This is a genomic window from Nocardia sp. alder85J (assembly GCF_020176955.2).
Taxonomy (GTDB): domain Bacteria; phylum Actinomycetota; class Actinomycetes; order Mycobacteriales; family Mycobacteriaceae; genus Nocardia.
The window spans coordinates 316,564-328,148 of record NZ_JAIUCZ020000011.1; the positions used below are offsets into that span (position 1 = coordinate 316,564).

General features: G+C 60.1%; 7 protein-coding genes. 1 reads left to right on the forward strand and 6 read right to left on the reverse strand.

Translation table 11 applies throughout. The features are described 5' to 3' along the window. Positions 1 to 632 precede the first annotated feature (632 nt). The gene (locus tag LBW94_RS35475) at positions 633 to 1,982 is read left to right on the forward strand and encodes a hypothetical protein (RefSeq protein WP_225062609.1); all 1,350 of its coding nucleotides are present in this window, start codon (positions 633 to 635) and stop codon (positions 1,980 to 1,982) included. A gap of 94 nt (positions 1,983 to 2,076) precedes the next feature. Here the strand turns inward: LBW94_RS35475 and LBW94_RS35480 are convergent, their stop codons facing one another. The 6 genes from LBW94_RS35480 to LBW94_RS35505 form a co-directional block, all read right to left on the reverse strand. Next, on the reverse strand, positions 2,077 to 3,387 hold the full coding sequence (locus tag LBW94_RS35480; protein WP_225062610.1) for a competence protein CoiA family protein: 1,311 nt from the start codon (positions 3,385 to 3,387) through the stop codon (positions 2,077 to 2,079). Between the two features lie 545 nt (positions 3,388 to 3,932). Then, the gene (locus LBW94_RS35485; protein ID WP_225062611.1) at positions 3,933 to 4,862 is read right to left on the reverse strand and encodes a Kiwa anti-phage protein KwaB-like domain-containing protein; all 930 of its coding nucleotides are present in this window, start codon (positions 4,860 to 4,862) and stop codon (positions 3,933 to 3,935) included. Further along, positions 4,816 to 5,406 (reverse strand): hypothetical protein, encoded by a 591-nt coding sequence (locus LBW94_RS35490; protein WP_155981494.1) that lies wholly within the window; start codon positions 5,404 to 5,406, stop codon positions 4,816 to 4,818. Before LBW94_RS35490 ends, LBW94_RS35485 begins: the two co-directional genes overlap by 47 nt. Before the next feature lie 154 nt (positions 5,407 to 5,560). Next, positions 5,561 to 8,692 (reverse strand): type I restriction endonuclease subunit R, encoded by a 3,132-nt coding sequence (locus tag LBW94_RS35495; protein ID WP_225062612.1) that lies wholly within the window; start codon positions 8,690 to 8,692, stop codon positions 5,561 to 5,563. Then, a complete protein-coding gene (locus LBW94_RS35500) occupies positions 8,692 to 9,948 on the reverse strand; it encodes a restriction endonuclease subunit S (RefSeq protein WP_019928569.1) in 1,257 nt (418 codons plus the stop codon). The genes LBW94_RS35495 and LBW94_RS35500 overlap by 1 nt, the downstream gene beginning before the upstream one ends. Then, a partial coding sequence (locus LBW94_RS35505) for an HsdM family class I SAM-dependent methyltransferase (protein WP_266272924.1) occupies positions 9,948 to 11,585 on the reverse strand: 1,638 nt, incomplete at its 5' end. The genes LBW94_RS35505 and LBW94_RS35500, both read right to left, overlap by 1 nt.

Consider the following 11,585-nt stretch of genomic DNA (forward strand, 5'->3'; position numbering starts at 1 on the left):
GGGGTTGGTTGTGGTTGTTGCCGTTTCCCTGTGCCGCTTCGACTCCTCGACTGCCGTGGCACGCGTCGAGGCCAGCGATCACGCTGATGCAGTTGTGGTCCCAGCTTGACGAACCATCACCGGCCCCATACTCTCTACTGCTATTCTTGGTTCTGTTCTGTAGGCCCGGTCGACACACTGGGTCCTGCACGATACCTCGTTGCGTGGGGTCTGTAAACCCCTTTCTAGCAACTTTTTTCGATTCTTCGCGTCCGTGCTGGCTGCGGTCGGTCGCTCGCAGAGGTGCTGCCGAGACCGGCGAGCATGGTGCGGGACCGGGGTGTCTCGCTCATTTGCCTGGTCTCGGTGTCTCCGCGATGTTCTCGTGAACGCCGCTACGATGCGGAGGGCGCTGTCGGCGCGCGTCGCCCGCGGCAGAGCGCCGAGGACAAGACACGCAGGACATAGCAACCGGGAAACGGTTGGTTGTCGTCGGTGCTTACAAGCTCCTGAGGATCTCGGCATCTATGGGTGCGAGATAATCCCCTTTACGCTCCAACAGCTCAAACCGGCAATCCCGTCGAAGGGTGCATCATCGAAGGTGTTGACCCGAACCGTCTACGGGGAGGGGTGATGCCGTCCATGATTGGGTGATGGGGAAGAATCCCGCGCTGCTGAATCGGGCTCAGATCGCTGTCCTCGAATGGATCCTGAACGGGTGTCCCGACGGCGTGTTCACCGGCTATGAGCACCGGGCAACTGCCCGCGCCTTGGAGCGCCGTGGTCTGGTCACCGTCAGAGGGAAGAGCCGGACCTGGACAGCAGCGATCACCGACGCCGGGCGGAAGTGGCATTCGGCACAGCCTGCCGGGCTGCTGCCCGATGAGTCGGACGCAGACCACCTGATCGCTCGTGTTCAGGCGGCGGGTGGGCGGCTTGTTCTGGAGAAGGATCACGATATCGTCGCATCTCACGAGCGGCTCGTTGCGATGAGCTTGAAGTCTCCGGCGCGACCGAGGGGCAAGAAACTGACCATTGTCTCGACAGGGCAATGGGGTTCCGGTCCGAAAGCGGTCGTATTCACCGAACACTTCGACGATCTGATCGACCCCCGTCCGGTACCCATTCCTGAGCACATCGCAAAGTACCATCCGGCTGTCAAAGCCTATGTGGCAGAAAAGGACTGGCACTTCGTTAGCGAAGACCACGTACTGCGCGCAGCACGGATCCTGCAGGCGATCGCCACCGAGGCAGGTGTTCGCGGCATAGATGCCACAACGGCAGCTGCCGCCGGCCAGGATGCGGACGTCCGCGGAAGGCGTTTCCTGAGTAATCCTCACCTGGTACTGCAGACACCAGGTGGGCCTTACCGTCTCCAGATCAAGGAGATCTCCGCTTCGGGCGCGCCACGAGTTGACCCAGGGGCGTGGCGGGAGCGTAAGCGACTGCCTGCGTGGATCAGGCACCGCGATTGGGAGTTCATCGGTACCGGAAAGCTGGAGTTGGTGGTCGAAGGACGAGGCAGTAGCCGCAACGGCGATCACTATCGTGACGCGAAAACCATCACAGTCGAGGACAAGCTCCCCGAGGTGTTCCGGGCATTCGAGATCCACAAGCTCCGCGCTGATTGGCAGGAGCAGCAACGCCAGCGTGAGGAGACTCAACGTCAGCATCGCTGGGAAGCGGCGATGGAAGTTGCGAGAGAACGCTACTTCGAGCAGGCGCGATGGGAGCACTTCAAGGGCTGCTCAGGCGAATGGCAGGCGGTCAACCGGCACCGCCGATTCCTTGCCGCAGCCAGGATATCCGCTGAAGAGTACGATGGCGGCGACCGCGACATTATTGTGCAGCGCCTCGATGATGCCGAACGACACCTGGACAGGCTGGACCCGATCCTCCAGCTATCACGTATCGCATCGAGCATACCGGATCCGAAGGCAGAGGACCTCAAACCCTTTCTTCAAGGCTGGAGCCCACATGGGCCGAACGGGTTGCGCTGGTAGTAGTATTCACGTAGACCGCTGCAACTCAATATAATTGAGCCTTCTTCAGTGGCTTGCGCAGCCATTTGACCGCGCTCGCCGATTGTCGTTGAATTCACAGCGAAAAAAGCGATAGTTGCTCTTGGTCGGGCACCTGGCGGCGGGAAGTTGATTGAGCCTGGGTGGGCGCTGAAGGCGTAGTCCGTCGAGACGTCTTGGCAGTCGGCCGAGGTTGAACACTGAATGGCTGGGTGTGTGCCCGCCGTGACTGATCGCTGTTTGGTATCGCGGTGGACTGCGACGCGCAGGTGGGGATATCATCGGCAACCGTACGTGAAGAGAGTTGTTGGCCGCAGTGGATGCACTGTACCAGTTGCTGTTTCGCGTTCGGGCGCCGGAGTTGTGGTGCATCTTCGTAGGCGATTACATGGCCGACGTTCATGAACCGATTCTGAAGTTCGATCCAATGCAGTTGAGTGATTGCGGCCATGTCGATGGATGGGCGAGGCTTCGCTGGAGAAACGACTTTTTCACCAAAGGACGAGACGGATTCTGTCCAGTGTGTGCGCTTGTCCGGGTCGTGATCCTGCTCCGAGCTTCTGAGCACTCGGTTGTTTTCGTGTACGAACTCCACAGCCAATTCTTCCTTCAGGGCTGTAGGGATCGGGATGCCCTGCGAGGTCAGAGTGAGCTCGTCCAGCGAGCACCGGAGCGGTATCAGCTCATCGTGCATGCATGGCGGCAAGTGCCGGACCCGATGGAAGATGTCGTCCTGAGTTGCTGGGTCGGGCCATAGAGTTCGATGTGGCGCGCCCACGAACAAGGTGACGGATTGTTGGTCAGGGTCGAAGGTCCACAGCTGCTGTCGAGGGTCGCCATCGCTGAGGACGATCCGGTGCGGTCGGATATCGGGGCGCCACAGCCAGACGTCGACCACGCCGTTGTGCTGGTAGTCACGGTGCCGGTTGACCCACTCGGCGTCGGACAGCGGATAGCCCTGGATCTCGATGGCGACCTTGTGCCCGTCGGCGAACACCATATGGACATCGGCACGGCGTTCGTGATTCGGTAACCACACCTCGTTGCGGACGTCTACCACGCCAGGTTGCCTCCGTGCCCATGCTGCCAGCATCGACTTGCTGGTCAGATGCCACATAGTCTCGGGGTTGTGCCGTCCTTCGGGCGGTGCGCAGCCTGAAGGGTGAGCGAAATGCGGTCGGCGTTGGCCGGCTACTCGGGCCTTGACGACGACGGAAACCCGGCGGTCGCGTTCGGCGTAGCAGAGAGCACATACCAGTGTCCGGTCACCGCTGAAGCTCTTTGCTCTAAGTTCTTGCACGCGTGGGTCGGCCGGATCCGTTGGCATGCAGACGTATTGCCCACATGTCAAATCGAGCGCGACCACGAGCTGTTCGGAGGAACCCACCTTGGAACACCTCTATCGAATAGGATGGCGGGCCATCCGGCGATGGCCGGAAGGCTTTGGCGGGCTTCGCTATTCGAAGAGGTATGAGTTTCGGCGGGTGTGAGTAGAGGAGCCTCGAACGGCTGATGTCAGTACGAATATGTATCGCCGAGTATGTTCAGGGTGGGGTTGTTCATGCTGCGTGGCCCGCATCACCAGGATAGGGACATCTGGGGCGGTTGTCGACATCCGTTGTGGGCGGACTCATTTCGACAACGGGCTCGCTGATTGCCTGCTCCTGAGGTATGGGATGACGGCATAGTTGGTGGATGGAGGATGAGCAGGAACACGGATCGACGGTCTCGGTGCCGGGAGCGCGCGAGATCGACATCGATCCGCCGGTTCGCGTTCGCGCCGAGGGAATTTTGACAAATCAGTTGCTGTAACGGCCTGAGTTGCAAACGTCGGCGTTGGCATCTGGTATTGGCGGCTGGCCACTCGATGGCGACGAGGATAGGCTACTGAAACGCAACTGAAAATGACGCATGGTCAGCGTCGATCTGCCACTACCGTCGAGCCTTTCGAGTCGCGGCATACTGTTCTCCGGAAAAGTCCCCGGTCCATAAATCTTCATTTAGGAGTAACAGGACATCCCGTTCGGTATCTTTATTTAAAATGAGTTGGTTTCCATCCATCAACTTTTCCGGATCGAGTCCGCGACTCTCCATCTTTTCTCGCAACACATCATCAGTAAGCTGATGTAAATATTCACTCTTCAAAATACTCTGCACGCGCCGCCTCATGACAGACGTTTGCCGAAGTCGATTGGATAGCCATTCGACACTTTCTGCCGATATCGGCAGGGCCTTACCTAAACTCTCGGCCCACTCGGATGTCTTGGCCAGCACAGCCTCACTCTCCTTGAATAAAGTCTCAAAATTCTTTTGATGGAGGATGTGCACCTGACTCGGCCTAATTATCACGTCGTAAAATGTATCGAATGCGAGTAGCGGCTTTTCTACGCGCGTCAGAGTTTGGTCAAACAAAGCGACCAGACTTTTCTTCGCCAACTGCACCGGGTTACCTTTTCTGACGAATGCAGTAAGCTTATCGGGATCATTTCCTATAACAAGTGCATAGAGCGCTATCGAGTGACTTCGGAGATCGTCATCGATAGCTTGTGACAATGAGGCTGCCTTGAAAATTGTGTCGAGAAGTGCCGTATCCAGCAGCTCTTCACGATCGGTGTCGAGATACGAGCACTCATCGTCTTGCTCGTCGCTTGGGTCGTATCGACGTCCTTCGGTACTATCGATCTTGTTGAGCGCCTCCATCGCGTATCGACGCAGACTGGATGTGACATCCCCGCCGGCTTTCAGTGCGCGTCCATGTGCGTTGCGGCCGGAACGCCATGCAACTACCAGTGTGGCCGTGTCTTCGTTACCAAACTCAAGCATTGTCAATGCCGGTATGCCCCTTTCGTCCCGTTCGATCAACGAGGACCCCGTCTCGAAATCGAGTCGCGGCCACGGATTGACCGATCTCGATCTTACGCCGGGTAATGAGATATGCTTCCAGACCGTTACTGTCAGTGATCTGCAGTACCCGATAGCCGAGAATGTACAGCATAGGGTTGATTTGGACCAGAGAAGAATGAAGGTAGATCGCTGCCGAAACAACGATGAAGGCGCAGTATGCAAGGATGTCTCGTAGATTCGGTGTGGTGACCGTTACGAATGGGAGCAGATAGGCACCCAGATATGCTCCGGCCTCCGTGCCAGCGTCTTTCACTTGCTGCAGGCGGTGTATCCCAGGTGTCGCTCGAGCATCGAGGACAAGCAGCAGTATCAGTGAGGTTGCTCCAAGTAGCGCCAGGATCGCACATCCCGCAAGGAGTGTGAGCGGCTGAAATCGGATCGCGAGCAGGGCAAACAACGGCGCATAACCCGACAAGAAAAGCAAAGGCTTGCCTAGCATGGTTCCCCCCGGCAGGTTGGTTTCCCGGCACTCGTCGTTGAGTCTGCCGCAGAGGACCGACACGAACGCCTGGTGTCAGGTACCCCCGTCGACATATCGGGCGCCGCTACACCCGAGGGCCGCGCCGTCACCGGATGGTGCAGCAGCACCACCAGCGGGCAGTTCACGGTAGTCCAAGCAGCCGGCGCCTGCCGGGATCCACATGACCAGAGACTGCTCACACATCTGTCTGCTGATCGAGCGCGGCCTCGTAGAAGGCGTCTGCGAGCGCAATTATGACAGCGCTGATGCCAGGGCCGTCGCTGAAGAAGTAGTCGGCCATGGTGTTGTGGGCCTCCTGGTTGTCGATGACCGCGTCAGTGACCGCTGCTTGGAAGTCCTGCGATTCCATGAACTGCTTCTTCGAGTTCACCTTGGTCTGGTTGACCAAGTCTGGGTAGGCGAGCAGCCGCTGCACCAAGCCTTGCACGAACTCACGGACCTGCGATGCGGTGAACGATTCGGCGCCGAAGAGGTCGTTCATCTTGTCGATGACTACCTGCAGTGCGACATACTTCGGCTCTTTCCGGGTGCCGGTGCCCGCGGCGCCGATGCCCTTGAGCTCACCGTCACCGGTCAGCGAGATGTCGACCGCAGTCCCCTTGGTGTGCTTGACCCCGACCAGGACCACGTCGGAAAGATCGACCTCCGCGGCCCAGGAGGAGTCCGCGATGACCTTCTCCAGCAGCCGCAGAAAGATCGATAGCATCTCCATGTACGGGTCGCCATAGTCGACGATTTGGCTCATGAAGTCGTAGAGCCGGACGTAGGTGGAGACGTCCTTGCGGAACAGGTCGAGGGTGTTGAGGGTGACTTTGTCGTCGGCCTCGATCGCTGCCGCGTAGCGGCGGGCGAAGTCGTTCTTGGCCGGGCTGATCGCGGCCGAGAGCGCGTTGTTGCCCTTGCGAGTGACCCACAGTTCGGCGACCTCACGAACCTGTTCCGGCGTATAGATCCCGGCCTGGGCGAGCTTTGTGGCGAGGTGGACGACAACGTATGGATCGGTCTCCATCTCCAGGGCGGCATTAGTGAAGTACGGCTCGAACGCAGCCTGGATATCTTCAGGCTCGTTCACGAAGTCGATGACGAACGTCTTGCGCTTCTGCTCCCCACCCGCAGTACGATGGGTGCGATTGAGCCGGGAAAGCGTCTGCACGGCAGTAACGCCAGAGAGCTTCTTGTCGACGTACATCGCTGAGAGCAGCGGCTGGTCGAACCCTGTCTGGAACTTGTTGGCGACTAGCATGATCTTGTACGTCGCACCCTTGAAGGCGGCGGCCAGGTCTGAGCCGGCGCCAGGGTTCAGGTTAACCTCGGTGAACTCGTCGTCCTTGCTCGGCTGCGGCCCCCAGTCTGAAGCCCACTTCTCGTCCTCAGCCATCGTCACCGAGCCGGAGAAGGCGACCAAGGTGCGGTAGTTGTATGAGGCGTCCATCGCGGCCCGTTTGGCGATGTAGACATCGATCGCTTTCTTGTATTTCACCGCAGCCTTGCGCGAGTCGGTCACGACCATCGCCTTCGCCTTGCCCTCCAACAGGTGGGCGACGTTGGCGTGGAAGTGCTCGACGATGATCTGCACCTTCTGGCTGATGTTGGTCGGATGCAGTTTCACCCATCGCATCAGCCCCTTACGTGCCGCGACCTCCTCCACCTCGCCGTCGCCGCTCTCGGCCTTGCCGGCGATCTTCAGTGCGGTGTCGTAGGTCTGGTAGCCCTTGAGCACGTCGAGGATGTAGCCCTCCTCGATCGCCTGCCGCATCGAGTAGAGGTGGAACTCGACCGGCTTGCCGTCAGGACCTTTGCGGCCGAAGAGCTCCAGGGTCTTGTTCTTCGGTGTCGCGGTGAATGCGAAGTAGGAGATGTTCTCCGATTCGGCCCGCTCGGTCATCTCCGAGGCCAGGATCGCCTCGACGTCGACCGCACCGCCCTCCTCGATCTCCTTGAGCTCTTCCGCGGTCAGCACAGCCTTGAGCTTGGAGGAGATCTGGCCGGACTGTGAGGAGTGCGCCTCGTCCGCGATCACCGCGAACCGGCGCCCCCTCAACGACGAGTCGGCCCGGATCTCGTCGAGGGTGAACGGGAACGTCTGCACCGTCACCGCGATGATCAGTTCCCCGTTCTTCAAAGCTGTTGCCAGCAGCCCGGATTTCGACTTCGCTCCCGCTTTGCGAACATCCTCCAGGCTGATCGTGGCCACGATCTTCCCCGACCCGTCGATCTGCCGGATCGCCTCCTGCAGCTGCCCGTCAAGCACGGTGCGGTCCACGACCACGATCACCGAGTCGAAGACCTTCTCGTCCCTCACGTGCAGCCGCGCTAGTCGATGCGCGGTCCAGGCGATGGTGTTCGTTTTCCCCGACCCTGCCGAGTGCTCGATCAGATAGCGATGCCCCACCCCCTCCTCGCTCACTCCAGCCACGATGTTCGTCACGGCCTCCCACTGGTGAAACCGAGGGAACAGCATGCTCGTACGCCGCACCGACGTCCCAGTTGCAACATCCCACTCCTGCTTGGTCTCCACGATCATCAGCCGGCCGATGATATTGAGCCAGGCATCCTTCTCCCAGACCCGATCCCACAGGTACGCCGTTGCCGACTTTCCCTCGGCACCAGGCGGGTTGCCCGCACCACCATCGTGACCGATGTTGAACGGCAGGAACTGCGTCTTCTCCCCCTCAAGTCGGGTGGTCATCGCAGCCAGATCGTTCGAAACCGCGAAATGCACCAGCGCGCGATGCCCGAACGACAACAGCGGCTCCGACCGCCCGTTGGTCAGCGGATGCCGGCTCTTGCGGTACTGATTGATCGCGTCATCGAGGGACTGGGTGAAGTCGGTCTTCAACTCGACGGTGGCGACCGGCAGCCCGTTGACGAAGAAGACCAGATCGATGCTGCGCTGGTCAGCGGTGGAGAAATGCACCTGCCGCATCACCCGCACCCGCATCGCCGCGTACTGCTCGTTGGTGGTCGCGTTCAGGCTGGTCTCGGGGCGGAACTGGGCCATCTTTAGTCGGCCACCGCCGATGTAGTGCACCCCGTTGCGCAGGATATTCAACGTCCCTCCGCCGTGTTCGAGAGGCTTGTCGAGCGCCGTGGTCAGCACGTCGAGGAACTTCGCCTTCGAGCCTGCGGCTTTCAAAGCCTTCTCGTACGCCGGCTGCTGGGTCTGTTCCAGCCAAGCGAACAGATCCTCGGGGAAGAACGCCCGCTCCCGATCGTAGCCGGCGTCGTCCGCCGAGTACAGCCACCCGTGGGCGTTCAAATACGCACAGATCTCGGACTCGAAGACAGCCTCGTTGTGGTCGGCTATCACATCATCTCCTGCACGTCGATCTGACCAGTCACCGCCGCCGTGATCAACGCCGACCGACGCTCGCGGGCGAGCTCGATGAACCGCCGCGTCTCGGCGATCAGCGCGTCGATCTTCGCGGTTTGCTCGTCGAGGTATGTCGCAATGGCCTGCTGCTCGTCGAGTGGCGGGAGATGAAGTTCGATTTCCCTCAGCTTCTCGCCAGTGAGGTGAACGAATGAGACCGACCCGTAATGATTGGCGTAGTAGGCAGACTCGTAGAGGCGGAGCATCGACCAATATACGAACCGAGCATCCACCCGTGGCCCGACCCGCAGGCGGTTGACGGTCTTCTGGAAGGCGATCCCCGGTGCCGACTCGACCATGAACCCTGGACGACCCACCGTGGCGCCGCCCTCGATTAAGAGAACGTCGCCCGCGCGGAGGTCGAAAACTTCCATCTCTGCGTCGGAAAACGGCATCTCGTTGAGGTCCACGAGGTTCACAGAGCCGTCTGCACGAACATCCGCCGCCCGGACGTACGCCCTTGGCTGGTCTCCATCGCGTATCGCACGGCCCGCGTCGAGCATCTTCCCCAGGCTGGTCTCACCGATGTGCTTGATCCTGTGACATGTCCATGAGTCGGTCGGCGCCAAGGCTGATGAGATGACTGCTGCCCGCCGTTCGCTGAGCATCCCGATCAGCTGCTGCTGCTCCTCGATAAGCGTGTCGATACGGGCGGTCTCGCGGTCGAGGTAGTCGGCGATTGCGCACTGCTCGTCCAGCGGAGGAACAAGCCACGGCGCGTCGGCCAACTCTTCGCGGTTGACCTTCGGCATCTTGACGCGCATTGAGATGATCGTCGCAAATGTGTGGAACGGCCGCGCCAAGAAGTAGTAGAGAGCGAATCGCGGCTCGACCTTATCGGCGAATGATATGCCGTACATATCGGCGCTGCATAGCGCTTCCGTCTCAGCGATCGCCGCCTTGTTGAGCGCTGGCCGGATCTTCGAATACACGAGTTGTCCCTGCGCGACGAGGTACTTACCGCTGTCGGCGCCCTGCTCTTCTGCCGTTTCGACGCCGATGATTTTGCCCGTGTTGCTCTCGATGTGGTTGGGAGCAATCAGCGTCATCCTGCTCCACGGCTCTTCGCGAGGGTCTACCTGCCCGCCGTTGATCACCGCCTCAAAGCGGAAACGGCTGACCTCCCAATGCGCTGGCACCTCGCCCAGCCACGGGGAGTTTGTTGGCTTCATCTCAGCATAGAACTTCATCAGTCCTCGACCTCCCGCAGCAGATCGAGGATCTTGGCGACCTGCTTCTCCAGATCGGCATCAATCTCGGCGAGGGAACGCGGTGGGATGTACTTGTAGAAGTGGCGGGTGAAGGGAATTTCGTAGCCAGTCCTGATCTTGCCCCAGTCAATCCAGGCGTCGGGCACATGGGGCTTCACCTCGGCGTCAAAATACGCCCGGATGACCTCGACTCTACTGGCCGCGCCAGCTGTCGAGCCGCCATAGGTAAACGGGACGTTCTCAGTATCGCGCTTCTTCGTGTCCGGCTTGGGCTTGCCTTTGCGGTCGACGACGGGGTTGCCGGACTCATCAAGGAGCGGGCGCTCGACAGTGATGGTCCAGTAGCCGAACTCGTCGTTGCGGAGCACCTTGGAATAATCCGGATCGGCGTCGGTGAAGTCGGTGTACAAACGCACCACCTTGGCACGGTCACCCTTGCTGAGCTCACGGTTCTTTGCGCCGAGGTTCTTACGCATCTTGGTCCAGAACGACGTGCCGTCGATGAGTTGGACCAGGCCCTGGCGATCGGGACGCTTGGTGTTGTCGAGAATCCAGATGTAGGTGGCGATACCGGTGTTGAAGAACATGTTTGTCGGCAGCGCGACGATGGCATCAACGAGATCGTGCTCCAGCAGCCACTTGCGAATGTTGGAGGGGCCGGACTCGGTGGCACCGTTGAAGAGCGGCGAGCCGTTCATGACGATGCCTACCCGGCCACCGCCGTCCTCGCGGGCGCGCATCTTGTGAGCCAGGTGGAGCAGAAACAGCATCTGCCCATCCGAGGTCGCCGGTAGGCCAGGGGCGAACCGGCCATAAGGACCCGCTTCGTTGTGCTCTTTCGTGATTGCCTTGGCATACTGCTTCCAGTCAACGCCGTACGGCGGATTGGACATGCAGAAGTCGAACTGGCGGCCCCTGAACGCGTCATCGGTGAGCGTGTTACCGAAGGCGATGTTGGTCGCGTCGTGTCCCTTGGCCAGTAGATCCGATTTGCAGATCGCGTACGACTGCGGGTTGTACTCCTGGCCGTACAGGCTCAGCTTCGCGTCGGGATTCTGTGCGAGCAGGTGCTCCTCGGCCAAGGCGAGCATGCCGCCGGTGCCCGCGGTCGGATCGTACAGCGTGCGGACGATGCCAGCCTCGGTCAGGTCGGCGTCCTTCTCGGCAAAGAGCAGGTCGACCAGCAGCCGGATCGCGTCCCGCGGGGTGTAGTGGTCACCGGAGGTCTCGTTCGCGGCCTCGTTGAACTTGCGGATGATGTACTCGAACGCATCACCCATATCGGCGTTGGAGACAACGTCCGGATGCAGGTCGACGGCCTTGAAGGACTTGACGACCTCACGCAGCAGCTCCGCCTTCTCCAGGGCGAGGATCTCCTTCTTGAAGTCGAAGTACTCGAACACATCGACATCAGGCGAGAACCGGTCGATGTAGTCGGCAAGGTTGTCCGCCAGCCCGTCAGCGTCAGCCAGCAGATTGGCGAAGGAGTAGTTCGAGGTGTTGTAGAACGGCCGCCCAGTGGCCTTCTTGACCTCGATCTTGAGCCGGTTGGGGTTGTCGTACTTCGCCGCCAGCTCGCGCACAATCTCCAGGTCGGGTTCGAGGATGCAGTCTAG

Coding starts and splice junctions, on each gene's coding strand:
- LBW94_RS35475 (WP_225062609.1), top strand. CDS start 633: ATGGGGAAGAATCCCGCGCTGCTGAATCGGGCTCAGATCGCTGTCCTC.
- LBW94_RS35500 (WP_019928569.1), bottom strand. CDS start 9,948: ATGAAGTTCTATGCTGAGATGAAGCCAACAAACTCCCCGTGGCTGGGC.